General features: G+C 66.8%; 28 protein-coding genes. 6 read left to right on the plus strand and 22 right to left on the minus strand.

The features are described from left to right. Positions 1-160 precede the first annotated feature (160 nt). Entirely contained in the window at positions 161-1,048 is an 888-nt protein-coding gene (locus KY496_RS06080) for a LysR family transcriptional regulator (RefSeq protein WP_005670538.1), read from the plus strand. Between the two features lie 21 nt (positions 1,049-1,069). Here the strand turns inward: KY496_RS06080 and KY496_RS06085 are convergent, their stop codons facing one another. Further along, a complete protein-coding gene (locus tag KY496_RS06085; protein ID WP_005670536.1) occupies positions 1,070-1,471 on the minus strand; it encodes a RidA family protein in 402 nt (133 codons plus the stop codon). Positions 1,472-1,722: 251 nt separating this feature from the next. Between KY496_RS06085 and KY496_RS06090 the strand changes: the two genes are divergently transcribed. Then, positions 1,723-3,948 (plus strand): TonB-dependent siderophore receptor, encoded by a 2,226-nt coding sequence (locus KY496_RS06090; RefSeq protein ID WP_005670534.1) that lies wholly within the window; start codon positions 1,723-1,725, stop codon positions 3,946-3,948. A 125-nt stretch (positions 3,949-4,073) separates the two neighbouring features. Next, positions 4,074-5,141, plus strand: a complete 1,068-nt coding sequence (locus tag KY496_RS06095; protein ID WP_005670533.1) for an SDR family oxidoreductase — start codon at positions 4,074-4,076, stop codon at positions 5,139-5,141. A 63-nt stretch (positions 5,142-5,204) separates the two neighbouring features. On the opposite strand, the gene KY496_RS06100 is transcribed toward KY496_RS06095, so the two are convergent. The 7 genes from KY496_RS06100 to KY496_RS06130 form a co-directional block, all read right to left on the minus strand. Beyond that, positions 5,205-5,639 carry a hypothetical protein gene (locus KY496_RS06100; RefSeq protein WP_219864218.1) on the minus strand — a complete coding sequence of 145 codons (435 nt, stop codon included), beginning with the start codon at positions 5,637-5,639 and terminating at the stop codon, positions 5,205-5,207. A gap of 12 nt (positions 5,640-5,651) precedes the next feature. Continuing rightward, on the minus strand, positions 5,652-6,164 hold the full coding sequence (locus tag KY496_RS06105; RefSeq protein ID WP_005670530.1) for a hypothetical protein: 513 nt from the start codon (positions 6,162-6,164) through the stop codon (positions 5,652-5,654). A 31-nt stretch (positions 6,165-6,195) separates the two neighbouring features. Further along, the gene (locus tag KY496_RS06110) at positions 6,196-6,747 is read right to left on the minus strand and encodes a DUF1353 domain-containing protein (RefSeq protein WP_219864219.1); all 552 of its coding nucleotides are present in this window, start codon (positions 6,745-6,747) and stop codon (positions 6,196-6,198) included. Positions 6,748-6,861: 114 nt separating this feature from the next. Continuing rightward, positions 6,862-7,476, minus strand: a complete 615-nt coding sequence (locus KY496_RS06115) for a membrane integrity-associated transporter subunit PqiC (RefSeq protein WP_005670528.1) — start codon at positions 7,474-7,476, stop codon at positions 6,862-6,864. Then, on the minus strand, positions 7,476-9,086 hold the full coding sequence (locus KY496_RS06120; protein WP_005670527.1) for an intermembrane transport protein PqiB: 1,611 nt from the start codon (positions 9,084-9,086) through the stop codon (positions 7,476-7,478). Before KY496_RS06120 ends, KY496_RS06115 begins: the two co-directional genes overlap by 1 nt. Further along, a complete protein-coding gene (locus KY496_RS06125; protein ID WP_005670526.1) occupies positions 9,079-10,365 on the minus strand; it encodes a paraquat-inducible protein A in 1,287 nt (428 codons plus the stop codon). Before KY496_RS06125 ends, KY496_RS06120 begins: the two co-directional genes overlap by 8 nt. Positions 10,366-10,465: 100 nt before the next feature. After that, positions 10,466-11,323: a hypothetical protein gene (locus KY496_RS06130; protein WP_219864220.1), complete on the minus strand. Its 858-nt coding sequence runs from the start codon at positions 11,321-11,323 to the stop codon at positions 10,466-10,468. A 243-nt stretch (positions 11,324-11,566) separates the two neighbouring features. Here KY496_RS06130 and KY496_RS06135 point away from each other — a divergent pair, with 243 nt between their 5' ends. Continuing rightward, positions 11,567-12,637 carry an AI-2E family transporter gene (locus tag KY496_RS06135; protein WP_005670517.1) on the plus strand — a complete coding sequence of 357 codons (1,071 nt, stop codon included), beginning with the start codon at positions 11,567-11,569 and terminating at the stop codon, positions 12,635-12,637. Positions 12,638-12,686: 49 nt separating this feature from the next. On the opposite strand, the gene KY496_RS06140 is transcribed toward KY496_RS06135, so the two are convergent. The 14 genes from KY496_RS06140 to KY496_RS06200 all read right to left on the minus strand — a co-directional run bounded on the left by KY496_RS06140 (position 12,687) and on the right by KY496_RS06200 (position 25,103). Then, positions 12,687-12,902, minus strand: a complete 216-nt coding sequence (locus tag KY496_RS06140) for a hypothetical protein (RefSeq protein WP_219864221.1) — start codon at positions 12,900-12,902, stop codon at positions 12,687-12,689. 107 nt (positions 12,903-13,009) lie between these two features. Then, positions 13,010-13,939: a type II secretion system F family protein gene (locus KY496_RS06145; RefSeq protein ID WP_219864222.1), complete on the minus strand. Its 930-nt coding sequence runs from the start codon at positions 13,937-13,939 to the stop codon at positions 13,010-13,012. Positions 13,940-13,959: 20 nt separating this feature from the next. Then, complete coding sequence (locus tag KY496_RS06150) at positions 13,960-14,934, minus strand: type II secretion system F family protein (RefSeq protein ID WP_219864223.1); 975 nt, start codon at positions 14,932-14,934, stop codon at positions 13,960-13,962. A 21-nt stretch (positions 14,935-14,955) separates the two neighbouring features. Next, positions 14,956-16,344 (minus strand): CpaF family protein, encoded by a 1,389-nt coding sequence (locus KY496_RS06155; RefSeq protein WP_005670511.1) that lies wholly within the window; start codon positions 16,342-16,344, stop codon positions 14,956-14,958. A 17-nt stretch (positions 16,345-16,361) separates the two neighbouring features. Further along, the gene (locus KY496_RS06160; protein WP_005670508.1) at positions 16,362-17,540 is read right to left on the minus strand and encodes an AAA family ATPase; all 1,179 of its coding nucleotides are present in this window, start codon (positions 17,538-17,540) and stop codon (positions 16,362-16,364) included. Between the two features lie 17 nt (positions 17,541-17,557). After that, positions 17,558-17,800 carry a hypothetical protein gene (locus KY496_RS06165; RefSeq protein ID WP_071362613.1) on the minus strand — a complete coding sequence of 81 codons (243 nt, stop codon included), beginning with the start codon at positions 17,798-17,800 and terminating at the stop codon, positions 17,558-17,560. 2 nt (positions 17,801-17,802) lie between these two features. Next, complete coding sequence (locus KY496_RS06170; RefSeq protein ID WP_005670503.1) at positions 17,803-19,245, minus strand: type II and III secretion system protein family protein; 1,443 nt, start codon at positions 19,243-19,245, stop codon at positions 17,803-17,805. A 14-nt stretch (positions 19,246-19,259) separates the two neighbouring features. After that, positions 19,260-20,111 (minus strand): Flp pilus assembly protein CpaB, encoded by an 852-nt coding sequence (cpaB, locus tag KY496_RS06175; protein WP_370662014.1) that lies wholly within the window; start codon positions 20,109-20,111, stop codon positions 19,260-19,262. 4 nt (positions 20,112-20,115) lie between these two features. Beyond that, the gene (locus tag KY496_RS06180; RefSeq protein WP_229520443.1) at positions 20,116-21,471 is read right to left on the minus strand and encodes an ATP-binding protein; all 1,356 of its coding nucleotides are present in this window, start codon (positions 21,469-21,471) and stop codon (positions 20,116-20,118) included. Positions 21,472-21,479: 8 nt separating this feature from the next. Further along, positions 21,480-22,055 carry a prepilin peptidase gene (locus tag KY496_RS06185; RefSeq protein WP_005670499.1) on the minus strand — a complete coding sequence of 192 codons (576 nt, stop codon included), beginning with the start codon at positions 22,053-22,055 and terminating at the stop codon, positions 21,480-21,482. Between the two features lie 81 nt (positions 22,056-22,136). Next, on the minus strand, positions 22,137-22,319 hold the full coding sequence (locus KY496_RS06190; protein WP_005670498.1) for a Flp family type IVb pilin: 183 nt from the start codon (positions 22,317-22,319) through the stop codon (positions 22,137-22,139). A 35-nt stretch (positions 22,320-22,354) separates the two neighbouring features. Next, positions 22,355-22,489 (minus strand): hypothetical protein, encoded by a 135-nt coding sequence (locus KY496_RS27290; RefSeq protein ID WP_267871923.1) that lies wholly within the window; start codon positions 22,487-22,489, stop codon positions 22,355-22,357. 214 nt (positions 22,490-22,703) lie between these two features. Continuing rightward, positions 22,704-23,357: a response regulator transcription factor gene (locus tag KY496_RS06195; RefSeq protein ID WP_219864226.1), complete on the minus strand. Its 654-nt coding sequence runs from the start codon at positions 23,355-23,357 to the stop codon at positions 22,704-22,706. Between the two features lie 24 nt (positions 23,358-23,381). Continuing rightward, the gene (locus KY496_RS06200) at positions 23,382-25,103 is read right to left on the minus strand and encodes a sensor histidine kinase (RefSeq protein WP_005670495.1); all 1,722 of its coding nucleotides are present in this window, start codon (positions 25,101-25,103) and stop codon (positions 23,382-23,384) included. A 122-nt stretch (positions 25,104-25,225) separates the two neighbouring features. On the opposite strand from KY496_RS06200, the gene KY496_RS06205 reads away from it, so the two are divergent. Next, positions 25,226-25,666 (plus strand): TadE/TadG family type IV pilus assembly protein, encoded by a 441-nt coding sequence (locus KY496_RS06205; RefSeq protein ID WP_174348364.1) that lies wholly within the window; start codon positions 25,226-25,228, stop codon positions 25,664-25,666. Between the two features lie 26 nt (positions 25,667-25,692). Further along, positions 25,693-26,310: a TadE/TadG family type IV pilus assembly protein gene (locus tag KY496_RS06210; RefSeq protein ID WP_157225725.1), complete on the plus strand. Its 618-nt coding sequence runs from the start codon at positions 25,693-25,695 to the stop codon at positions 26,308-26,310.

Below are 26,310 nucleotides of genomic sequence, written 5' to 3' on the forward strand. Positions count from 1 at the left end.
CGGGAAACATCGGGAATTACACGCGACATGCGAGAAGGTGCTCTTGAGAAAACTCATGCAATCGCGGACGCACCTTTCCGTGCATGCTACGGAGATTCCTGACACTATCCAGCTTCGTGGATAATCCCCCCATGGACATCCCTAAAATCCATCGCCACCCATGAACCAGCTCCTGGCCATGCGCGCCTTCGTCCGCGTGATCGACACCGGCTCCTTCAGCCGCGCCTCCGACCAGCTGGGCCTGCCTCGCTCCACGGTCAGCAAGCTGGTCGGCGACCTCGAAACGCACCTCGGCAACAAACTGCTCCACCGCACCACGCGCACGGTCGCCGCGACCGCCGAAGGCGTCGAGTATTACCAGCAAGCCAGCCGCCTGCTCGTCGAGCTGGACGCGATGGACCACGCCATGCGCGGTCAGAAGCGCAAGCCGCACGGCCATCTCCGGATCGACGCCCCGGCCTCGTTCTCGACTTCGCTCCTGATTCCCGCACTACCCGCCTTCCACCACGAATACCCGGACATCACCCTGGCGCTCGGCGTCAGCGACCGCCCCGCGAATATCGTCGGCGAAGGCGTCGACTGCGTGATCCGCGCCGGCGAACTGCAAGAGAGGTCGATGGTCGGCCGCAAGCTGCTCGACCTGCACTACGGCACCTATGCGTCGCCCGCCTATCTGGCACGGGCGGGGACGCCACGCACACCGGCCGACCTCGATCAGCACGTGCGCCTTGGTTACTTCTTTGCAGCCACTACAAAGCCGAATCCGCTGGTCTTCGAACGCGGCGGTGAACGCCTGGACATCGAGGCCAGCGAATTGGCCACCAATGATGGCAATGGCCTGCTGGCATTGCTGCGAGCCGGCATGGGCATCGGCCAGCATTTCACGCGGATGGTGCAGCCTGCGATCGACGCCGGCGAGCTGGTGCCGATCCTGCAGGACTGGAACCGTCCCGCCATGCCCTTCCACATCCTGTACCCGCCGAACCGCCACCAGAACGCGCGGCTGACGGTGTTCGTCGACTGGCTGATCGACACCTTCCGCGACTAACGCGCCCTGGCGCCATGACGATCACTCGATGATCGCGGTCACCCGGATCTCGATCCGCATGCCTGGGGCGCCGAGCTCGGCCACACCCAGCTCGGTCCAGATCGGCGCCCGGTTTGGCATGTACTTGCGGAACAGCCTTGCCATCGTCTCGTTGGTCTCGGGAGGAAAGCCGCCCACGTGGTAGGAATTCACGTGGATCACGTGCTCCCAGCTGGCGCCGGCCGCCGCCAGCACGCGCTCGACGTTCTTGAAGGCCAGTTCGATCTCGTCCTCGAGCCGGTCCGGGAACTGCAGCTCGTCGGTCCAGCCGCCCTGGCCCGATATCTCGACGCGGTTCCCTACCTTCACGGCCTGAGAATAGCCCAGCTTCTTGTAGAACATCTCGCCGTAGCCCGGGGTGACGAAGAATTCTGGTTTGTCCATTTGATGTCCTTTCGGTTTCTGAAGTGACGCCAGCTTAGCCCCTTCGCTCATCCAGATACAGCCCCGATCGCTGCCAATACTATCCACGCAACTGCACAATTCTTCCGATAACTAAACAATGCAATCGCCATACATTGACATAAATAGATGAGAATCGTTATCATTCGTAGTCGCATTTATTCGTCATAGGTAGACATGTGCTCCTCGAGCGCTGGTCAGCCACCCACTCATCGTTAAAAACAGGAAAAAAGATGGAAAAGCAGGTCAGCGCCAACGGAAGCCGTAAATTGAAGACCCTGACGGTCTGTGTGGGCCTCGCGCTCCCGTTCATCGCTCAAGCGCAGTCCACCGAGAGCAACACCGCCGCCGGCACCACCTCGATGCCCCAGGTGCAGGTGCAGGCCCAGAAACTGGCCGACGACGTCGGCTCGTACACCATCGGCCGCACCCGCACCGCGACCCCGCTCGACATGTCGCTGCGCGACACCCCGCAATCGGTCTCGGTCATCACCCAGCAGCGTATCGAAGACCAGGGCCTGCTCACCATCACCGACGTCGTCAACAACGTCACCGGCGTCTCGGTCAACCAGTACGAGACCCACCGCGGCAGCTTCACGGCGCGCGGCTTCGAAGTCACCAACTTGCAGATCGACAACATCCCGACCACCTGGGACGCCGCCTGGAGCGCCGGCGAGGTGCTGGGCAGCCTGGCCCTGTACGACCGCGTCGAAGTGGTGCGCGGCGCGACCGGCCTGATGACCGGCGCCGGCACGCCATCGGCCGCGCTGAACCTGGTGCGCAAGCGCGCCTTCAGCAAGAAGCTGGCCGGCCGTATCGAAGCCACCGTCGGCCGCTGGGACCAGCGCCACATCATGGCCGACGTCTCGACCCCGCTGAACGAATCGGGCAGCGTACGCGGCCGCTTCGTCGGCGAATACGGCGAAGGCGAAAGCTGGGTCCAGCACCTGGAGAACAAGGACCGCACCTTCTACGGCACGATCGAAGCCGACATCGGCCGCGACGGCACCTTCTCGGCCGGCTTCAGCCGCCAGAAGATGAGCCCACGTGGCCCGATGTGGGGCGGCCTGCCGTACCGCTACACCGATGGCTCGGTCATCCCTGAAGACCGCTCCCTGACCACCGGCACCCCATGGGCCGGCTACGACAACCAGTACGACAACTTCTTCGCCGACTACGAGCACCGCTTCGACAACGGCTGGAACCTGCGCTTCACCTATACCGACGCCACCCGCGACGGCGATTCGCGCCTGCTGTACCTGTCGGGCGTGCCGGATCGCGTGACCGGCGCCGGCATCGGCACCTTCGCCGGCTCCTACGTCATCCAGACCAAGCAGAAGGACTTCGGCATCCACGCCAGCGGCCCGTTCTCGGCCTTCGGCCGCGAGCACCAGGCAGCCATCGGCTACCTGCATGCCAAGACCGACTTCTATTCGAACAACCGCCTGGCGCAGTTCCCTGGCCTGCCCGAAGGCGTGGCGCCGCCGGTCGACAACTTCAACACCTGGAATCCGGCTGCCTACCCGGTCCCGACCTGGGGCGCACAAGCCCGTTATCAAGACAGCGAAACGACCCAGCAAGGCCTGTACGGCATGGCGCGCTTCTCGCTTACCGACCGCCTCAAGGCCATCGTCGGCGCGCGCGTGACCAAGTACGAGAAGTCAGGCGGCGGCGCGTGGGAAGCCTCGTACGAGATCAAGCACTCGAACGAGATCACGCCGTACGCCGGCCTGGTGTTCGACCTGAACGACACCTATTCGCTGTACGCCAGCCACACCAGCATCTTCCAGCCGCAGAACCTGCGCGACCTGTCCAACAACCTGCTCGACCCGATCGAGGGCAAGGCGAGCGAGGCCGGCATCAAGGGCGAGTTCTTCGACCGCCGCGTGAACGCTTCGCTGGCCGTGTTCCACCTGAAGCAGGACAAGCTGGGCCAGGCCGCCGGCCGTATCGATCGTGACGGCCCCACCGGCCCACTGCTGGAAGAGACCTATTACCGCGCTGCGGACGGCGCCACCAGCAAGGGCATCGAACTGGACGTCTCGGGCGAGATCGTCTCTGGCCTGAACGCCAGCATCGGCTACGCGATCTTCCGCGCCAAGGATGCGACCGGCATCGACTTCAACTCGATCTACCCGCGCAAAACCCTGCGCGCCTTCGCTTCCTACCGCCTGCCGGGCGCGTGGAGCAAGCTCACCATCGGTGGCGGCGTCAACTGGGAAGGCAGCACCTACACGATCGACGGCACCGTGGCCCCTGGCATCGACGGCCGCATCGAGCAGGATTCGTTCGCCCTGGTCAACCTGATGGCGCGCTACGACTTCACCAAGCAGCTGTCGGCCCAGCTCAACGTCAGCAACGCGACCGACGAGACCCACTTCGCGATGTTCTCGGCCTTCAACCAGCTCACCTACGGTGCGCCGCGCAACACCTCGCTGACCCTGCGTTACCGCTTCTGATGTCCTGAAGCGCTGACCCCGACGGGGCGCCGCAGCGATGCGGCGCCCCGTTTGCATTGAGCCTGCAACGTCGATTTCCGCCAGCCGGTAGAATGAGGGCCAATTGTCACATCGGGAGTCAACACATGAAACGAACCGCACTGGTCGTCGGCGTCACCGGCATCGGCGGCAACCACGTGGCACGCGAACTGCTGGCCGCGGGCTGGGACGTGTTCGGCCTGTCGCGCCGCGCGCCGCAAGACCTGCCCGCCGTACGCCACGTGGCGGCCGACCTGCTCGACCCGGCAGCGCTGGGCGCCGCGCTGGCCGACGTCGCGCCGACCCACGTCTTCATCACCACCTGGATGCGCCAGGACACCGAAGCCGAGAACATCCGCGTCAATGCCGGCCTGGTGCGCAACCTGCTCGATGCGCTGGCGCCAAAAAAGAGCGTGCGCCACGTGGCGCTGGTCACCGGCCTCAAACACTACCTGGGGCCGTTCGAAGCCTATGCCAGCTCGGGCACCCTGCCCGACACCCCGTTGCGCGAGAGCCAGCCGCGCCTGCCGCTCGAGAATTTCTATTATGCGCAGGAAGACGAAGTCTATGCCGCGGCCGAACGCGACCGCTTCACCTGGAGCGTGCACCGTCCGCACACGGTGATCGGCCTGGCGGTCGGCAATGCGATGAACCTGGGCACCACCCTGGCCGTGTACGCGACCATCTGCAAGGAGACCGGGCGCCCCTTCCAGTTTCCGGGGTCAAGCGCGCAGTGGAATGGCCTGTCGGACGTCACCGATGCGCGCATGCTGGCCAAACAGCTGGTGTGGGCGGCGGATACCGACGCCGCGCGCAACGAAGCCTTCAATATCGTCAACGGCGACGTGTTCCGCTGGAGCTGGCTGTGGCCCAAACTGGCCGCCTTCTTCGGCGTGGAAGCGGCCGGCTTCAACGGCGCCATCCAGCCTTTGGAGGCCGCGATGGCGAACGACCACGCCGTGTGGCGCGAGATCGCCGCGCGCCACGGCCTGGTCGAGGCCGACCTGGATCGCCTGGCCTCGCCCTGGCATACCGACCTCGACCTGGGCCGGCCGCTGGAGGTGATGACCGATATGGCCAACAGCCGGCGCCTCGGCTTTACGGCTTACCAGGCCACCGACGATTCGTTCCACGACCTGTTCGCACGCCTGCGCACCGCACGCCTGATTCCCTGAACGGTCCGGCGGCCGGTCGTACGTCGGCTGCCGGGCTGTACGGTTAACCGGCAAGAAACAGCGTCAATTTTCCCGCTGGGCGCCGGAAGCAGCCTGCTGCCTGTCCCAGCAGGCCCGCATTTCCGTCATAGCGCCCAGCTCGGCGCGGAACCTCTTCTGGAAGTCCGTGATCTCTTCGTCGGTCATTTCGGACATCGTCTTGTCCAGCAAAACCTTACACATGGGCGGCGTGACCCAGCGCCGCGCGCTGAAGCAACTGCCGACATGCGCTTTCAAGGCGGTCATCCATTCGTTGAACTCGGGGTGTCCGATCGATCGGCTGCCCACGGGCGTGCGCTCGGCGCCAGGATGGCTGTCGAGACAGACCAGTCCCGCCATGGACATCGCTTGATTGGGATCGTCCAGGTCGAGCGGTCCGGCGGCTACCTGGATCGTCACCATCAGCAGCGCTCCGGCCACCGACTGGCGCAGGACGGGAAAGACGCAAGAGGTCGACATGCCGGCTCCTCGCTACAGGCTCGCCGGCGCGGCATCCCGCCAGGCGCAGGCCTGCGACGCGGCGATGCCTTTCAGGAAAGCGCGCCGTACCGAGCCGGCCATGACGCACTCGGTCAGGTGCTTCGAATGGCGCTCGGCGCCGCTCAGCTTACGCACCCAGCCACGGAACGGCACGAGGCCCTCGGCTGTCCGGCGCACCGCGCCGACCGCCTGGTCATGGGCGATGCCCGATGCTCGGTCCATCAGCGACGGATCGCCCTCCGTCACCGGGGTATCGAGGTCGGCGCCCAGCGCCTCGTCGAGCGCCCTGATCTCCAGCGCCAGCGCAACGCAGTTGCGGGCCGCCGGCATCAGATAGGGGTTTTCCTTTGCCGTGACCAGTACGGCCGGAATATCCGCTTTCGAGATGTTCAGGTCGGCCAGCGGCGCGGTGGCCGCCTGCCCCATCCGCGACGCCGATTGCGATGCGCAACCGCCAAGCGCGACCAGGGCAGCAAGGCAGGCGAACTTGTAAGTGAGGTGCATGGATGATCGTCCTGGTGGTGGTGAAATGAATTCAGTGGGCGTCCCGGCTGCACGTCAGCGTCCGGTTCCGGGCCAGATAGGCGTCGCGCAAGGGCGTGACCTGCGCTTCCTCGCGCTCGTCCAGCGGCTGGTAGGCGCGGCCATACGGCCAGCCGTAACCCCAGCGGAACGACGTCGGCAGATAGGGGCCGCCCGCGAGGCGCACGCCCGCATACATGATCCGGGACAGCAGCGGGCTGTGCGACGCCGCGCTCACGCAGGACCGCAGTGCGCGGTCGGCTTCCAGGCGTTCGCCGGCGCTGCCGCCGCGCCAATAGGCCAGGTCGTGCGCCACGCAGCACCCGCACCAGTCGGCTCCTCCTCCCGGACTACGGTCGGGAAAACGGCTGCAGCCATCCGTGGAAAACGGCGCCAGCCCGGCCCCGGCATCCGGCGTCCCGGGCGGCGCATTCAGCGGCCCGGAAGGCGGCGCCGTCTGGCAAGCCGCAAGGCTGGCGAGGAGCGCCGCCTGCAGGGCGCGCCGGCGCAGACGACCCTGGATACGGAAGGTGATACGAGACTCGGTGTGCCGACGACGACGCATGCAATCTGAAGAGCTTGCCTAGTGGAAACTAGGCGCAGTCTACGTGCCCATATACGCCCTGTCCATGATTCGGCGCCATCCGGGCGCAAATCATGCATCCGGCATGACTGCAGATCAGCAGCCCGGCGCCCGTCCTTCCGCCTGGCCGCGCACATTGGCCGCGATCGCCGCGGCCAGCTTGTCCAACGCCGCGCGGTGGCCGGCCACCAGCGCGTCGTGACCTGTCCCCACCGGCTCCTGGAACACGCTGCGGCAGGTCTGCACCGCGCTGCCATCCAGCCGGCGCACGCTCCACACGGCGTCGACCAGGGCATAGGCGCCCGGACGCGATTCGAAGCGCTGGACGTCGGCGCCGATCCGGTACACCGCGCTGTCGTCCGGCGCCGCGCTGCGATAGACGTCGACTCCTCCCAGCCGGGCCGCGATATTGAGCGACAGGCTGTTGCCGATCTCCTCGGCCAGCGGCCCGGCCCAGCGGTGGTGTTCCTCGAGGTCGATCGTGCCTTCGCCGGTGCTGACCACCATTTGCGGCCGGCGCAGCTGGGCCGGCACCGTCACCGGCCGCATCTCGAAATACAACGGCGCGGCGCCGGCCGCCGGCGGCGTGACCGTCGCCGAACCGCCGCCCAGGGTATAGAAGCGGTCGACCGGCGTGCTGCTGCAGGCGGCCAGCGCGGCCGTGAACGAAGCGGTCGCAATCAGGCGCCATGGGCTGGTATACGGCATCATCAATTCTTCTCCTGGGGTTTGCCGCGGATGATCGACTGCGGATTGCGTTCGAGGTAGTCGGCCAGTGCATTGAGCTTGGCCATCGTGTCCGTCACTTCCTGCAGCGCCTGGCGCAAGTCGGACTGCAGCGGCGAGTCCTGCGCCAGCAGGTTCTCGGCGCGCGCAAAGGTAGCTTTAGCGGCGCTGAGCGTGCCCGTCATCTCCGGCAGCACCTCGCCTTCGAGGCGCGACAGGGTCGTATTCGCCTGCGCCAGCGTGCGGTTCAGGTTGGCGCCGATCTCGTCGAACGGCACCTTGTCCAGCTTGTTGGCGATGCGCGCCACCTGGCTTTGCAGCTCGTCGAGCTGGCCCGGCACGGTCGGCAGCACCACCAGCTCGCCCTGCTGGCCGATCGTGGCCTTGGCCGCGTTGGGGAAGAAGTCGAGCGCCACGTACAGCTGGCCGGTGAGGATGTTCCCGTTGCGCAGCTGCGCGCGCAGGCCGCGGCCCACCATCATGCCCATCATGTCCTTGCCCTCGCGGCCCTGGTTCAGGGCGTTCATGAAGTCCTGGCCCAGGCGGCCCGGGTACATATCGATCGTCACCGGCATATTGAAGCGGCGGCGCTCGCGATCCCATTCGATGCCGACGGTGCGCACCTCGCCCAGCGCCACGCCGCGAAAGTCCACCGGCGCGCCGGGCGCCAGGCCGCGCAGCGTCTGGTCGAAGTACAGCACCGCGCTGGTGGCCGGGCCGTCCGGCGGGCGCAAGGCCGCGGCGCGGTCCTCGGCCAGGCGGTAGCGGCTGCCCGCCGGCGCGGGCGCGGCCGGCTTCCTGCCGTCGGTGGACTCGAAGGCGATGCCGCCGGTGGCCAGCGCCGCCAGCGATTGGGTATTGAGCTTCAGGCCGCTCGCGTCCAGGCGCAGGTCGACGCCGCTTGCGTGGTACCAGCGGGTGTCCATGCCAACGAAGCCGATATACGGCTCCTCGACGAACACCGACATGTCGATGCCCTGGCCGGCCTTGTCCAGTTCGACCTTGGCCACCTGGCCGACGCGCACGCGCCGGAAGTAGACTGGCGAGCCGGGCGCCACCGAGCCCAGGCTGTCGGCGTGCAGCAGGTATTCACGGCCCTTCAGGCCGATCGGGATCGGCGGCGCCGTCTCCAGGCCGGTGAAGGCATTGCTGGAATCCTCGGACGTGCCGGGCGCGGCGCCGATATAGGGGCCGGACAGCAAGGTGCCGAGTCCCGACACGCCGCTGGCGCCGATCTGGGGGCGCACCACCCAGAAGCGCGAATCCTTGGCGGTGAAGCGGCCGGCCTCCTTGGCCATCTCGATCTTGGCCACCACCCGGTTGCCGTCCTCGGCCAGCGTCACCGACACCACCCGGCCGATGTCGACGTCCTTGTACTTGACCCGGGTGGTGTTGGCCTCCAGGCCTTCGCCGGTGGCGAAATACACGTAGACGGTCGGCCCCTTGTTGGTCACCCATTCGACCACCTGCCAGGCGCCGATGATGGCCGCCAGCAGCGGGATCAGCCAGATCAGCGACGGCAGCCAGCGGCTCGGGCGGTCGACGTCGGGCGAGGTAGGCCCCTGCGGCGGTCGGGCGCCGTCCGGTTCAGACATGTCGTTCTCCATTCGATTCAATAGGGTCCCAGATCAGGCGCGGGTCGAACTGGTGCGAGGCGACCATGGTCAGGATCACCACGCAGCCGAAAGCGATCGCGCCGGGGCCGGCGGTGATCGTGACCAGCGCATCGAAGCGCACCAGGGCCACGGTCAGCGCGACCACGAAGATGTCGAGCATCGACCAGCGGCCGACGAATTCCACCGCCCGGTAGGCGCGGGTGCGCGCCAGCGGCGCGGCGCGCGAGCGCAGCTGGGCGGTGGCGTTGAGCCAGGCCAGCGCCACCAGCTTCGACACCGGCACGACGATGCTGGCGATGAAGATGATGATGGCCAGGCCGGGCGAGCCGGTGTTCCAGAACAGCAGCACGCCGCTCATGATGGTGTCGCCCTCGGCGCCGCCGCCGATCATGCGCGAGTACATCACGGGCAGCAGGTTGGCGGGAATGTAGAGCAGCGTGGCCGCGGCCAGCATCACCCAGGTCCAGCCGATGCTGTTCGGGATCCGGCGGTGCAGCGCGGCGCCGCAGCGGCGGCAGTGGCAAACACCGTCCTTCGAGCGCTGCCAGGGGTGGCCGTTGACCAGGCCGCAGGCGCGGCAGGATACGAGGCTGTCCGGCGCGTGGGCGACGGAGTAGGCCCCGGCTTCCTGCCGCGGGCGCGGCGCCAGGCGGTCGGCCAGCTCCCACAGCGCCTTGGGTTCGTAGCGCATCACGAGCGCGCACAGGATGGTCAGTACGCCGAAGGCGAACAGCCCCGGATGCGGCACGACCCGCGCCAGGCTGGTCATCTTGATGACCGTGATCAGGATGCCGATCATCAGCACCTCGGTCATGGCCCAATAGCGCGCGCCCTGGACCACCCGCAGCACGAGATCGAAGCCGGGAACGCGCCGGCCGCGCCGCAGGCCGATGGCGACGTACAGCAGCGCGCCCAGTTCCAGCCCCGGGAACACGATGGCGCACAACAGCACCATGGCCGCGACCACCTGCATCCCCGCGTCCCACAGCACGGCCACCGCCCGCAGCAGGGTGGCGCCGGTCGCCATGCCGCCCAGTTCGAGGGTGACGATCGGAAAGCTCTGGGCCAGCAGGTAGACCAGCACGGCGCCCAGGGTCAGCGCCACCAGCGAGTCGGCGCGGCGCAACGGCCCGCCGGCATGCCAGCGGTAGAGTTCGTGGCGGCAGCGCGTGCAGCGCGCGCGCTCGCACGAGTTCAGCGGCTCCCGGTGGTACAGGCAACCGCAGTCATGACAGCCGATCAGATGCTCCGCGCTCAATCGTTCTCCTCGCTCTGCTACATTAGTGCTTTCGCACTATGTATTATGACCGGAAGCAATTGAGCGTGTCTTTTCGATCGTATCGCGTGTGTCCGGTGGGTCAGAAGCGGACCTTGACGAAGGCCGACGGTCCCTTCAGTTTCAGGTCGAGGTCGGCGGTGCGGTCGCCGTTGCGGTGCAGGTCGATCTTCTGCACGTTGTAGTCGAGCACCAGGCCGACGTTCTTGTGCGGGAACCATTCGACGCCGACGGCGCCGTTCCAGATATGGCCCTCGACCGTGCCGCCGTTCTTCTTGATGCCGGACGCGTCGACGTAGAAGCGCCATTGCTCATTCAACTGATGGCGCCATGCCAGCTCGACGGTCGGCGCCCAGACGCTGTCGCTGCCCGAGGCCGAACCGCTGAACGCGTAGTTCTCGACCGGATTCGAGGCGCTCAGGTTGGCCTCGGCCGAACCCGAGATCTTGGCGCGCAGGTAGGCCGCGCCCAGGCCGACGCCGAAGGCATTCCGTTCCTTGCCCATCCACCATTTATAGGCAAAGCGGGCGATTTCGAGGCGCAGGTCGGCGTCGGCGGTGATGGTGCCGCTGACCGGACGGCCCTCGTAGACGGTGTCGCCGCTGGCGCTGCCGGCCCAGTCTTCGTCGAAGCGGAAGTAGTCGAACGACAGGCCATGGCTGTCGCCGATCAGCATCTCGGCCTTCACGCGCGGCAGCGTGACGTCGTCGATTTTTTCGTCGGGCGTGTCGATGCGGCCGTAGTCGGTGTCGCCGCCCAGGTGGATCTTCGGCTCGGCGTAGAAGGCGCCGGCCGAGATGCTCATGCGGTCGAGGGCTGGCGACTGCTGGGCCTGTGCCATGCCGGCGCTTGCCGCGCCCAGCAGGATGGCGCCCTTCAGGGCCGAGACGAGTGTGGTGTGAACGGTGGACAGGGTGGTGCGCGACGCGGTGCGGGACATGGAGCTCTCCGATAAAAAATGTTATTCAAGGCCCGCCAGACTACGTCTTGACGCGGCGACATTTATTATCGCAAGATGTCATTTAAACAATGCGCACGATTGAAATGACTTCGTGGTCAACAAGCGACACTTCACCAAAAGTCGAAACATATGTTAGCTGGCGTACCGCGCCACGCAAAAGGCGGTCATATAGGGGATGGCATGGTTTATCATCAGGAAACATCAACCACTTCCACCCCGCCGATGAAGCAATACACGCTGCCGCAGAACTCCTTCCTCCTGTTACTGGCGATCGTGACGATCGCATTCTTCTGGGTGCTGCTGCCCTATTCCGGGGCCGTGTTCTGGGGCGTGGTGTTCGCCATCCTGTTCGCACCGCTGCAATCGCGCCTGCTGCGCGCGACCAAAGGGCGGCCAACCGCCGCCGCCCTGCTTTCGCTGCTGGTGATCGTCCTGATGGTGCTGTTCCCGCTGGCCCTGATCACCTCGTCGCTGATCAATGAAGTCACCGCCATCTACGCCCGCGTCAGCGCCGGCCAGGTAAATTTTGCCTCTTACTTCAACCTCGTGATCCGGGCGCTGCCGGACTGGGCGATCTCGCTGCTCGAACGTTTCGAACTGACGAACCTGGCTTCGCTGCAGGAAAAGATCACCGAAGGCGCGGCCCAGATCAGCCAGGCCACGGCGCACTATGCCCTCAATATCGGCCGCAATACGCTGGACTTCGTGGTCAGCATGACCATCATGCTGTACCTGCTGTTCTTCCTGCTGCGCGACGGCCGCATCCTGGCGGCGCGCATCCAGCGCGCGGTGCCCTTGTCAAGCGAATACAAGGGCCGCCTGTTCCAGAATTTCACCACGGTGATCCGGGCCACGGTCAAGGGCAATGTGCTGGTGGCGATGGCCCAGGGGGCGCTGGGTGGCCTGATCTTCTGGGCGCTGGATGTCAGCGGCGCGCTGCTGTGGGGCGTGGTGATGGCCTTCCTGTCGCTGCTGCCGGCGGTCGGCGCGGCCCTGGTGTGGGCGCCGGTGGCCGTCTACTTCCTGGCGACCGGCGACATCTGGCAGGGTGTCGTGCTGGCCGCCTATGGCGTGCTGGTGATCGGCCTGGTCGACAACATCCTGCGCCCGATCCTGGTCGGCAAGGACACCAAGCTGCCGGACTACGTGATCCTGCTGTCGACGCTGGGCGGCATGGCCTTGTTCGGCCTGAACGGTTTCGTGATCGGGCCGGTCATCGCGGCGCTGTTCATCGCGGCCTGGGACCTGTTCTCGCGGGCGGACGAGTTCCACGAACCGTCGGAAGCGCCATAAACAGAACGCCCCGCTCGAGGCGGGGCGTCGTCAAGCTGGCGCAGCGCGATTACTTCGCTTGCGCGTGCGCTTCCAGGCGGCGGGCGACGGCCGGAGAGACGGCATCGGCGCCGCGGGTCATGCGGTACAGGGCCCAGACGTCGCCGGCATCGGCGCTGCGGGCGACGGCGCCAGGAGCTGCTTTCGCGCGCACGAAGTTGGCGAGGGTGTCAGCGAAGGCGGACAGTTGAGCAACGAAACTTGGGCGGAGCGACAGGGTCGACATGATTTTCTTTCGTGTGTGATCTGGTATGACTCCAGTATGCGCTCCCTGAGATAGAAATCAAATTGCGATCCATGATGATCGCCATTCACAAATCATCTATCTTGCGATCAGGTCGCCACCGTCATCACCGACCGCATGATCTGCAATACCGCCGGTCCCAGCAGCACCACCAGCAGCGCCGGGAAGATGCAGAAGATCAGTGGAAACAGCAGCGTGGTCGCGATCTTGGCCGCCTTTTCCTCGACCAGCTGGCGGCGCCGCGTGCGCAGTTGTTCGGATTGCACGCGCAGCGCGGTGCCGATGCTGGTGCCGAAGCGCTCGGCCTGGATCAGCATCTTGGCCAGCGCGTCGACGTCCTCGACGCCGGTGCGCAGGGCCAGGTTGCGCAGCGCTTTTTCCTTGCTGCTGCCGGCGCGCAGTTCCAGCGTCACCAGCTGCAGCTCCTCGGCCAGCACCGGGCTTTTCAGGCCGATCTCGTTGCCCACCCGCGCCAGCGCGGCATCCATCGCCAGGCCCGCCTCGACGCACACCGTCATCAGGTCCAGCGCGTCCGGGAAGCTCTCGAAGATCTCGCGCTGGCGGTTGGCGATGCGGCGCTTGAGGGCGATGTCCGGCACGTAGTAGCCGATGGCGGCCGAGCCCACCAAGTACAGGAAGGTCAGCACCAGCGGACGCTCGTTATGGTGCGGCAGAGCGATATACACCATCAGCGGCAGGCCGATCGTCAGCGCGGTCTTCCCGGCGTGGAACAGGCCCGGCACCGACGGCGCGCGCCAGCCGGCGTTGATGAATCGCAGGCGCACCGGCGAGGTTTCCCAGCCCTCGGCCGGCACCGACAGCCTGGCCAGCGGCTCGGCCAGGTGCGCCAGGCGCTCGCGCCAGCCGTCGGCGCGGCTGGCCCGGGGCGTGTCGCGTTCGTCGAGCGCCACCAGGCGCGCCTTCACCGGATCGCGCGTCAGCAGCAGCATGGCCGCCACGGCAATCCCGAACACCAGCACGAACATCGCCGCCAGCATCACGATTTGAGGCATCGTCATCTTGTTGATCCTGAGAGTTCTTACATGCGGATGCGCACGATCTTGCGGATCGCCAGCACCCCGAAAGCCATCATGCCCAGCGCCGCGCCGGTCAGCTGGCGCCCCACCGGATCGTTCACCAGCACGCCCATCGTCTCCGGATTGACCGCGTACATCATGGTGCCGGCGCCGAACGGCAGCAGGCACAGCACCCAGGCCGAGATCCGCCCTTCCGCCGACAGCACGCGCACCTGGCCAGCCAGCTTCTGGCGGTCGCGCACGATGGTGGCGATGGAAGACAGCAGCTCGGTCAGGTTGCCGCCGCTCTCGCGCTGGATCAGCACCGCCACCACGAAGTACTGCAAGTCCATGCTCGGCACGCGCTGCGCCAGGTTGTTCAGCGCGTCGGCCATCGAGACGCCGAAGTTCACTTCGTCGAAGGCCGTCTTGAATTCCTCGCCCAACGGCGCGGCCACTTCATCGGCCACCAGCTTGAGCGCGGTCGGAAAGGCATGGCCGGCGCGCATCGCGCGGCCCATCATGTCCAGCGCCTCGGGCAGCTGGCGCTCGAAGCGCACCATGCGCTGGTCGCGCGCGCGCACCAGGCGCAGCAGCGGCAGGCCGGCTGCGCCCAGCGCGCAGCCCAGCACCGCGGGCAGCGGCAGGCGCAGCGCCAGCGCGGCCACCAGGCCGGCGCCGAAGCAGGCGGCGCACACGGCCAGCAGCGATGCCACCAGCTGGCCGCTGCCGGCCTGCACCAGCATGCGGTCGAGGCGGCGCGCCAGCGGCAGGCGGCGCAGCAGCGGCTCGAGCTCGGGATTGTCGGACAGCCGGCGATCCTTGGTGATGGTGACGTCTTCCTGGCGGGTATCGCTCTTGATGACGCTACGCAGGCGCCGCGCGACGCGCTCGGCCTCGGGGTCGCGGCTGGCCTGCCAGGCGGCGTACACGCCCCAGACCAGCAGCATGATGGCCGCGAACAGCATCAGGATGAACAGGATGAAGGTGGTGTCCATGTCGGTTTTCGCTCAGCGGGCTTAGAAGCGCGGCTCGAAGATGTGCGGCGCCAGGTTCACGCCGAAGGTGCGCAGGCGCTCGGCGAAATGCGGACGCACGCCGGTGGCGCTCGACTGTCCGATCACGGCGCCGTCGTCGGCCACGCCGGTCTGGCGGAAGGTAAAGATCTCCTGCATCGTGATCACCTCTCCTTCCATGCCGGTCACTTCCGAAATCGACAGCACCTTGCGCTTGCCGTCGGTCAGGCGCGAGACTTGCACCACCACGCCGACCGCGGACGCGATCTGCTGGCGCATCGCCTTCGGCGGCAGGTTGGGCGCGGCCATGCTGATCATGTTCTCCAGGCGCGTCAGGGCGTCGCGCGGGGTGTTGGCGTGGATGGTCGCCATCGAGCCTTCGTGGCCCGTGTTCATGGCGCCCAGCATGTCCATCGCCTCTTCGCCGCGCACCTCGCCCAGGATGATGCGGTCGGGGCGCATCCGCAGCGCGTTCTTGACCAGCGCGCGCTGGCTCACTTCGCCCTTGCCCTCGATATTCGCGGGACGGGTCTCCAGGCGCACCACGTGCGGCTGCTGCAGCTGCAGCTCGGCCGCGTCTTCCACCGTCACCACGCGCTCGCTATGGCTGATGAAGCCCGAGATCACGTTGAGCATGGTGGTCTTGCCGCTGCCGGTGCCGCCCGAGATCAGGATGTTGACCTTGGCCTTGCCGAGGCCCTGCAGCACCTCGGCCATGTCGGCCGTCATGCTGCCGTAGGAGACCAGGTCGGCCAGGCGCAGCGGATCGGCGGAAAAGCGGCGGATCGACATCACCGGACCGTCGATCGCCAGCGGCGGGATGATCGCGTTCACGCGCGAGCCGTCCGGCAATCTAGCGTCGACCATCGGGCTCGATTCGTCGATGCGGCGGCCCACGCGCGAGACGATCTTGTCGATGATCTTCATCAGGTGGGCGTCGTCGGTGAAGGTGACGTCGGTCAGTTCCAGCTTGCCGCGGCGCTCGACGTAGACCTGCTTGTGGGTATTGACCAGGATATCCGACACGCTCGGATCGGCCAGCAGCGGCTCCAGCGGACCGAAGCCCAGCATCTCGTTCTGGATGTCGCGGGTCAGCGTCTTGCGCTCGGCGTCGTTGATGACGACCATCTCTTCTTCGAGCAGGCGCTCGACCAGCAGGCGCAGCTCCTGGCGGATCTGGTCCTGGTTCAGGCGCTGCATGCTTTCCAGGTCGACGCGGTCGAGCAGCGCCTCGTGGATGCGGGCCTTGAGCTGGTGGTAGGCGCGGTTGTCGATCGGGCCGCCGCGCTGGGCGACCGGACGCGCGATGGCGCCGGCGCCAATGCTCGTGGCGGCGCCGCCGTTCATGCTGGCCAGGCGTTCACGCAGGGAGGCTGGGGGCATCGGGTTCATGTCGGTCTTTCTCTATCTCAGACGTCGGTCTTGCGCCGTTTGAACAGGCGCGCCATCAGGCCCGCGCTCTGCACCGGCGCGGCTTCGCCGGTCAGGCCGCGCGCCATGGTCATCAAGGCCAGGCTCAGCTGGCTGTCCGGCGCCAGGCGCGTGACCGGCACGCCCTGGTTGACCGACTTTGCGGCGGCGTCGTAGTGGTTCGGCATCGTGCGCAGCTGCGTGGTGTCGAACGCCTCTTCGAGGTCCTTCAGGCGGATGTCGCTGTTGTTGTCGTGGCGGTTGACGATCAGCTCCACCTTGTCGCTGCCGTATTCCAGGTTGCGAAACACCGTCAACAGGCGCTTGCCGTCGCGGATATAGGGCAAGGTGGTCTGCAGCACCGGGTAGATGGTGTCGGCATGGTCCAGCGCGCGGATGCTGACCGGGTCCAGGCTGCGGCCGACGTCGAGCACGATGAAGTCGTACTGGCGGCGCGCCAGCTTGATGATGGCGTCGATGTGCTCGGGCTTGACGTCGCTGGCGTGGGCCGGATCGGACGGCGCGGCCAGCACGCTGAAGTTCGGCGTGACGCTGACCATGCTCGAGGACAGGAAGGACGGGTCCAGGCGGTGGATCTGCGTCGCGACGTCGGACAGCGTGGCCAGCGGCTTGCTGTCCGAGACGAACAGCGAGGCGTCGCCGAACTGCAGGTTCATGTCGATCAGCGCCACGCGCTTGGCGCCGCCGGCGCTCAGGGCATAGGCCAGGTTGGTGGCCAGGAAAGTCGCGCCGCTGCCGCCCTTGCACGAGATGAAGGCCAGCACCCGGCCCTGGGCCGCGCCCTGGCTGCCCAGCTTTTCGGCGACGTGGTCGACCGCCGCGATCAGGTCGGCGGGCTGCGGACGGGCCGCCAGCACCTCGCGCACGCCGGCGCGCATCGCGCGCAGCAGGAAGTCCTGCGACTGGTCTTCGGACAGCACGATGAAGGCCATGCGCGGGAACAGGTGGCCCAGGCGCTCCAGCTGGTCGAGCTCCCCTTCGTCGGCGCGCGGCGCATCGACGATCAGGAGGTCGGGCACGGCCTCGTCGGCCATGGTCGACAGGCGCGCGGCGGTGCCGGCGATCATGTCGACTTCGTCGCTGCCCGGCCGGGCGCGCAACTGGCGCGACAGCTCGATCAGGTGGCGCTCGTCGCGCGAAAGGACTGCGATCTTCATGGTGGCTCTCTGGTCTCTTATTTGCCGAACGCGCTGGCGTCGCCCTGCGAGGTCGGCGTCACGTAGGAGTTCTGGTAATTGGCATAGGCGGCGACCGCGGCGCGGGCGTCACTGCCGCGCTCCACGCGCGGCTGCGGCGGCACCGTCTGGCTCGCGATCATGGCGCGCACGCTGTCGCCATTGGTGGCAGGACCCTCGGTGGCGCAGCCGGCCAGGATGCCCAGGGAGGCCAGCAGGCTGGCGCACAGGATGGTTTTCATGATCATTCCTTCGAAGTGGAAGTGGCGCGCTTGCCTTCATGCTGGCCGCCGAGCAGGAACTCGGTGCGGCTCGGCTGCACGTAGTGGTCGGTCGGCAGGGCCGGCACGGCTTCCATCGGCTTGGCCAGGCGCGGCGTCACGATGAACACCAGCTCGGTGCGGTCGTTCTGGAAGTCGCTGCTGCGAAACAGCGTGCCCAGCACCGGCACTTCACCCAGGAAGGGGAAGCGCTTGATGTTGCTGGTCACGTTGTTGCGGATCAGGCCACCGATGGCGAAGCTCTGGCCGTCCAGCAGCTGCACCGTGGTCGAGGCGCGGCGGGTGGTGAACGACGGCAGGATCGCGCTCGCGTTGCCGCTGCCGCCAGTCGAGATGCCGATGCCTTCGCGGTTCAGTTCCGACACTTCGGGCGCCACGCGCAGGTTGATGCGGCCACCGGCCAGCACGGTCGGGGTGAACTTCACGGCGACACCATATTCTTTTTCTTCGAGCGTGATGGTGGGCGTGCCGCCGCCGGACGACTGGGCGACCGGAATGAAGATCTTGCCGCCGGCGAGGAAGCTCGCCTCCTGGCCGCTGACGGCCATCACGTTCGGCTCGGCCAGGATCTTGACCAGGCCGTCGCGCTTTTCGCCGTCGATCGTCAGTTCCTTGATGCCGGCGCCGACGCCGCCGATCGAGCCGGCGCCGCCGCTCAGCAGGCTCGAAACCACGCCATAGGTCCAGCTGCCGTTGGTCTTGGTGTAGCCCGCCTTGGCGCCCAGCTGGTCGACCAGCGACTTCGACACTTCGGCGATCTTCACTTCGAGCATCACCTGCTGCGGGGCGGCGATCGACAGCATATTGAGCACCTTGGCGCCAGCCGACGGCGCCGCGCCGCCGGCGCTTGCGGCCGCGGGAGCGCCGACGCCGGCCGGCGACGGGCTGCCCGCACCGCTGTTGGAGTCGGCGCCGGACGATCCGATCGCCTGGAAGGCCGTCGCCAGCTCCACCAGCTGGCTGGCCACGGCGGCGTCGCTCACCATGCCGGACAGGATCAGGGCGTTGCCGCTGCTGCCGATGCGCACGTCCTTCTCTTGCGGGAACAGGGTGTCGAACTGGCTGCGCAGGGCCGAGGTGTCGACGCCGACGGCGATGTCGATCACGGTCGACTTCTTGTCGCGGCCCGACACGATCAGGTTCGTGGTGCCGACGCTGCGCGCCACGATCACCACCTCGCCCGAATTCGGGACCACCACGTTGGCCACTTGCGGGTCGCCCACGGTGACCTGGCTGGCCGGCGTGCAGAAGCGCTTGATGACCGATTTGCCGCGCACCAGCTCCAGGCGCGGAGCGGCGTCGCTGCGAAGGTCGATGCAGTCGGCGGCGGATGCCAGGCCGGCCTGTACCGCCAGCGCCAGGGTCAGGCTCGACACCAGCAGGGTTTTATTGAACGATGGATTCATGATGGGGTCTTCAATCAAAAGCTTTGCGAAGCGGCGTCCAGGCCGCGGATCACCAGCACGCCGTCGCCGCGCGGGGCGCTCTGGCGCACCGGGGCTGCCGCACGCGGCGCCGGTTCATGGGCAGGTTCGTGGGCGACCGCAGGCGCCGGCGCCGGGCTGCGCTCGGGCAGGCCCAGCACCGACTCGCGGGTGGCGCCGGTGGTGGCCGCCGGCTGCGGGTCGACCTGGTTGCGCAGCACCAGCGACAGTTCGCCGATCGAACGCGCCAGGTCGAGCTTTTCGACCTCTTCCGGGGTCAGTTCGAGCGTCACGGCGTTCACCACGCGCGGCTTGCTGTCGTCGACCGTCGATTCCTGGGCCACGGCCAGCACCAGGATCCGTTCCAGCACGATCTTCGAAATCGACGGCGAGGCAGCCAGGTCGCTGCCGGTGGCCTGCAGGTTGACCAGGATGTCGACGTAGTTGCCGGGCAGCGCGAAGCCGGCCACGCCGACCACGTCGTTGACGCGCACCGTCATGGCGCGCTTGCCGGCGCTGACCACGGCCGACAGGCCGCCCAGGGTGCCCTTCGGCGCCAGTTTCGATTCGGTCACCGGCTCGCCGACCAGGATCTCGGCGCGCGCGATGCGGCCTTCGAGGGCCTTGGGATCAAGGATCGCGCCCGGCGGCACCGAAGTCGCCGGCCAGTCGGCCAGTTGCAGGCTGGTGGGCGCCAGGCGCGAGCCCTGGTTGATGTTGGCGACCGCCACCACGACGCGGGTGCCGGACGGGCCTTGCTCGCCCATCCATTTGGCGGCCATCACGACCGCGCCCAGCGCCAGCACCAGGGCCACGCCGATGATCAGGAAGGCTCGCGAACTTGTCACAGATTTACGCATTGTCGTACTCCACGGCGCCGCGTTCGCGGCGCTCAAGCTCCAAGGGGCGGCCGGCGGCGCCGGCAGCGAAATAGTTGTCCCAGGCCCAGTCGATGGTCTGGCGGTTCAATTCGGGTGCGCGCTCCTCGTAGCGCGCCAGGTCGCGCAGCTGGCGCACCAGGTCGCGCGGATAGCAGGCCAGCAGCGGCACCTTGCGCTCGCCGTGGCGCGCCAGCAGGTAGTCGAACGCCGCTGCGTCGAACGTCACACCGGCGCCGGCGCAGGCCTGGCGAAACAGTGTCGCGTATTCATCGAGCGACGCCGCCGGCACCTCGATCTTGTAGCCCAGGCGGCGCAGGAAAGCGCCGTCCGACAGGCGCTGCGGCACGAAGTTCGACGAGAACACGACGATCACGTCGAACGGAATCTGGAAGCTGTGGCCGGTGTGCAGGGTCAGGTAATCGACGCTGCGGTCCATCGGCACGATCCAGCGGTTCATCAGGGCTTCCGGGGTGCAGCGCTGGCGCCCCAGGTCGTCGATGATGAAGATGCCGTTGTTCGACTTCAGGTGCGGCGGCGCCTGGTACAGGCGGGTATGCGGGTCGAAACGCAGGTCCAGCATGTCCAGGGTCAGCTCGCCGCCGGCCAGCGCCGCGGGACGGCGCACGCCGCGCACCCAGCGCGCGTCCGGCGCGCTGCCGCGATCCAGTCCCAGGCCCGGGGCCACGCCTTCGTCGGCCGCCACGTGCTGCACGGCGTCGAAGAAGGGAATCACCTCGCCGTCCACCATCAGGGCGTGCGGCACCGCGATCGTGCCGACCAGCAGGTCGCGCAGGCGCTCGGCCAGGTAGGTCTTGCCGCTGCCGGCCAGGCCGTGCAAGAAGATCGCGCGGCCCGAATTCATCGCCGCGCCCAGCTGGTCGAGGACCAGCGGATTGACCACCACGCCCTCGAAGGCGGCGGCCATGGCGGCGCGCGTCACTTGCATCGCCGCCACGCTCTGGGCCTGCACCTGGGCGGTATAGGCCGCCAGGGTCACCGGCGCCGGACCGGCATAGGCGTTGCGGGCGACCGCATTGGCGGCGCGCGCGCGGCCGGCGTCGGTCAGGATGTACGACAGGTCGGCGTCGGTGCCGCTGCTTCCCACCCGCGCGATCTCGCACAGCTTCTCGGCGCGCAGGAATGCCAGCAGTGGATCGATGACGCTGACATTGAGTTTCAGGTGGCTGGCCAGTTCGGCCAGGCGCAGCTGGCCGCGCTGGAACAGCACTTTCGAGATCAGTTCGGCCAGGAACAGGAACGGCAGGCCGGTCTCGTCGACGGTGCGCGGGGCGCGATTGTCGGCCGGGGCCAGGAGGTTGTCGCTCACGGTCTGGTTCACAACGGCAGCTCCCCGTGCACACGGATCCACAGCACGCAGCCGACCGTGGCGACGGCGATTGCCACCGCGTACGGCAGGCGGCCGCTGGCTGCCTCCGGCGGCGTGACCGGCGCGGCGATGCTGCCTGCCAGTGCCGAAAAAGCGCTGTGCATGGCCATGTGGTAAGCATTGCCGACCAGACGGCGCAGACTGCCCTGCCATGCCGCGAACGCCAGCGCCAGCAGGCCGCCGGCCACCAGCGTGACCAGGCCCACGGTCAGAATCTGGCCGGCGCCCACAAAAGCGCCCACCATCGCCAGCAGCTTGACGTCGCCGGCGCCCATCAGGCGCAGCGCATACATCGGCAGCAGCAGCGCCAGGCCCAGGCCCCAGCCGCCCAGCGACTGCAGCAGGCCCAGGCTACCTGCCTGCGGTCCGAACAGGCCCTGCCCCTGCGGCAGCAGCGCGTGCAGCGCGAACGCCGCCAGCATGCCGGGAAACACGATGGCATTCGGGATGCGGCGCGCACGCACGTCGTGCCAGACGGCAGCGCCGAGCAGTGCAAACAGCAGCAGGAGTGGCAGGGTTGTCAAGTTTGGCTCCGGTCAAAAAAAATCCGGCACGAAACTTCCGTGCCGGATGGGGGCCGACTGGCGGCGGCCGCTAAACGACGATCAGGCGCCGGTCGGGGTCTTCGCCGAAATACGGGCGGCCAGGGTATTGAACAGGGTGCTGATGTTGCCACCCAGCAGGCTGACAGCGGCGATGATGACGCCGGCGATCAGCGAGGCGATCAGTGCGTATTCGATTGCGGTGACGCCGTCTTCTTCTTTGATCAGGTTGGCGATGAAGTTCATGGTGGTTCCTTTCAGTGATATGAATGAGTTGGGCTTTATGCGCTCGTCCACACGGCCAGCGCCGCAATGAAGCAGACGACTGCGAGCAGGACGCTCAGGACCAGGTACGACATCGCCGGGCTGCCGCTTCTTTCGTAATGCTGCTCCGGGTTATCTTCCTTGTCGTACACGTTCGCTCCTGTCCTCTTGCCGCCGTACCGCATGAAACGATACGCAGCGCATGAGTTGAATCTTACGGATCGGCACTTTCGTTGCCATCCGTCAAAACTACCTTTTTGAGGGGGACTTCTTGCCGTGGCGGTCTAGGACATATGTCCTGGACGCCGTGTGGGAGGGGGACGACAGGATGTGGGGCGCCCCCGGGTGGGGCGCCGACGGGTACGGTCAGGACAGGCCGTGCTTGGTGGCGTAGACGTATAATTCGAGGCGGTTCGCCACGTCCAGCTTCTGGTAAATCGTCGTCAGGTGGTTGCGCAGCGTGCGCTCGGAGATGAAGGCGCGCTCGGCCAGGTCCTTGTTCAGGGCGCCCTTGCCCTGCACGATCATGCCGATCACCTCGCGCTCGCGCGCCGTGAGCGAGGCGATCCGCTGGGCTTCCGGATCGGCCTTCGTGCTCGGGGCCACCAGCTGGCCCAGCAGGGCCTGCATCAGCGTCTGGTCGAGCCACAATTCCCCGCCATGCACCTTGCGCACGGCCGCCAGCACGTCGTCGGTCGGCGCCTCCTTGCTGACCACGCCGCGCGCGCCGGCCTTGACCGCCGCCGCCAGCGTCGCCTGGTCACGGTTGGCGCTGAGGATCACGACCTTGCTCGTCCCGTTCTCGATCAGCGCCGGCAGGAAGTCGATCGAACTGCTGCCTTTCAGGTCGAGATCCAGCAGCACGATGTCGGGCTTGAACTCGGTGCACAAGGCCTTGGCCTCGATGCCGTCGCTGGCGCTGCCGACCAGCTGGAAAGCGTCGCCCTCGGCCTGGATCAGGCGCTCCAGGCCCCACAACATGGTTTTATGGTCGTCGACCAGCAAGATACGAATGGTCATGGTTCTCCTTGAAACTTGGCGTGTTCAGATCGGAATGCGGATGCGCAGCAGGGTCTGGCGGCCGTCGGCCTCGACCTCCAGCTTGCCGCCCAGGCCCTGGACCCGCTCGGCGATCGAGCGCGGCACGAAAGGCGCCGCGGCCTGTCCGGCCACGGCCGCCGGGTTGAAAATATCGATGGCAAGCAGACCGCCCTCTTCTTCGACCACCACGCCGGCCGTGCGCGCCCGCGTATGTTTGCAGATGTTGCTGATGCCTTCGGTGACGATCTGGAACACCTCGGCCGCCATGCGGTCGTTGATGCCGCTGTCGGCATGCATTTCCAGCATCACGTCCAGGCCATAGAAGGTTTCCACCTGGCGCAGCTGGCGCCGCAGCGCGATCAGCAGTTCCGGTTCTTCCTGGCGCCCGCTACGAAAACGCTGGGCGAAGTCGCGCATGTCGCCGATCACGCCCGAGCACATCGCCATCAGGCGGTCCAGCTCGGGCGCGACCGGACTGTCGTCGCCGGCCTGGTTGCGGATCGCGGCCACCGCGTGGCGCAGGCCGATATACGGCTGAATTGTGCTGTCGTGCAAGTCGCGGGCGATGGTCTGGCGCTCGCGAAACGCCGCTTCCGACGCCAGCCGGTCGAGCAGGTCGATGGTTTCGATGACCGGGAACGCCTGTTGCACGATGTGTTTCAGGAAACTGGCATCGCTGCGCTTGAGCCGCGCGCCGGTGACGATGATCAGGCCTCTGCCCTTGCGCAGAGGCAGCGTGGCGCTGATGAAGCCCTCGGCATCGAGCAGGTCGGCGACGTGGCCGCAGGCATCGGGATCGGCCCGACGCCACTCGCGCGTGTCCTTGCCCTGGTGTAGCGCCGTGGCCCGGCCCAGCACGAACAGGCCGAAGTGGCGCGGCGGCGCCTGGTACAGGCTGGCGCCATCCTCGAGCCCGAGCAGCGGCTCGATGTCGGCCTCGTCCGGCCGGCTGCGGCTGATCGCGCGCGCGCTCTTTGGATGGTGGGCGGTGCTCATCACCCAGCGCTCATGGCTGTCCTGCATCAGCAGCACGCAGCTGTCGGCGCCGTAGAAGCGCAGGATCTTTTCCATCAGGGAGTCGAGGGTGTGCTGCACCCCGAAGCGCGGATTGGACAGGCGGCTGACGTCGCGCAGCAACGCCAGGCGCCGGCGCTGGTCGACCGCCAATCCGCCCCAGAACGCGACCATATAGCCGAGCGCCAGCACGAAGGTCGCGCGCAGCAGCAGGATGTGCAGCGACGCCAGGCCCTGCGCCGCCAGCACCGACAGCGCCACCACGCCGACCGAACCGAGGGTGAGCTTGGCGCCGGCGTCGAAGCCGTGGCGGAACGAGGCGGCCAGGATGGCGAAGAAGAAGAACGAAAAGAAGGGGCTGGCGCTGCCGCCGCTGGCCCAGACGATCACGCCATACCAGGCGATGTCGATCCAGTACACCAGCGGGCCGTGCGAAAAGCCGGCGCGGTAGCCGGCGATCGCCAGCAGGGTCAGGCTGTGCAGGACATAGGCCGCGAACACGGCCCAGGTCCATTCGCCCGAGACCGTCACGCCGCCCGGCCCGATATACAGCGTGAGCAGCGCCGACACGGCCAGCAGCACGCGCATGCCGAACACCATCCACACTTCGGCGTCGGCGGAGGCCACACGCTGCTCGGCGCTCGACTGGCCCGTGCGCGCGCGGACCGTTGAACGAAGGAAGGAAGGGACGATGCTAGCTAGCCAATTCATGTTGTGCGGCGCCGACAGCGGCGTTGAATCCTTTCTAAAAGCGATGCGGGAAATGATTTTTGCCCTGTAGAATCCCCGAAGCTTACCGCATGCCAAGTCATACTTTCCGTAAAAATTCCTGGATGACGATGTATTCCCTTCCCCGACGTCAGTCCGGCGCCACGATCGTCGAAATGGCGATCATTGCACCGGTGTTCCTGCTGGTGCTGGTCGCGATCATCGAGCTCAGCATGATGTTCTTCGCGACCCTGACGATGCAGTATGCGGTGCGCGAAGGCGGCCGCTACGCCATCACCGGCCAGACTGCCGATCCCAATGTCGTCATCGCCAGGATCCGCGACAACTCGATGGGGATGTTCGAACGCACCTCGGCCCAGGTCTCGGTCAACGGCACCAAATATGCGACCTACGGCAAGGGCATGTTCGGCGCACCCGGCGATATCCTCGTCATCCAGCTCGACTGCGGCTGGCCGGTGACGACACCGATTTTGTCGAGCTTTTTCACCGATGGCACTTACCGCTTCTCCGTCGCAGCCACCATGCGTAATGAGATATTCCCATGACGCAATTTAGAATGCGCAAATCCGTCATGACTGTACCGAAAATCCGCAAATCCGAGCGCGGCGTTGCGGCGGTCGAGCTCGCCCTGCTGCTGCCCATGCTGGTGATCCTGGCGCTGTGCGCCATCGACGGCGCCCGGGCACTGCAGGCGAACATCATCATGACCAATATCGGGCGCGAGGGCGCCAACCTGGTGGCGCGCGGCGGCACCGACCTCGAGGACGGCAGCCAGGACATCATTTACGCGGTGATGTCCAGCGCGCCGCCACTGAATGTCAATCAGCAAGGGATGATGTACATTACGCGCGTGATGGGCGTGACCGGGACGGGCGGAACGCGCAGCGTGGTGCTGGACCAGTACCGCTGGGACGACGCCGCGCGCAACCTCGGCGCCCGAAAGAGCACTTACCAGCCCACCAGCCGCGTCTATGCCTGCGGCTCGTGGAACAGCGCCGGCAAGTGCAGCAGCATCAGCAGCGCGTCGCGACCGGCCGTGTCCGTACTGACGGGCAAACTCGACGATGGAGAAATCGTCTACGTGGTCGAGACTTTCTACAAGTTCGACATGCTCGTCAGCGCATTTACCTTCCGCAAGGATGCCCTGCCCACCTTCGGGCCCGACCTGTATTCCATGAGCGTGTTCTGA

Source organism: Massilia sp. NP310 (genome assembly GCF_019443485.1).
Taxonomy (GTDB): domain Bacteria; phylum Pseudomonadota; class Gammaproteobacteria; order Burkholderiales; family Burkholderiaceae_D; genus Telluria; species Telluria timonae.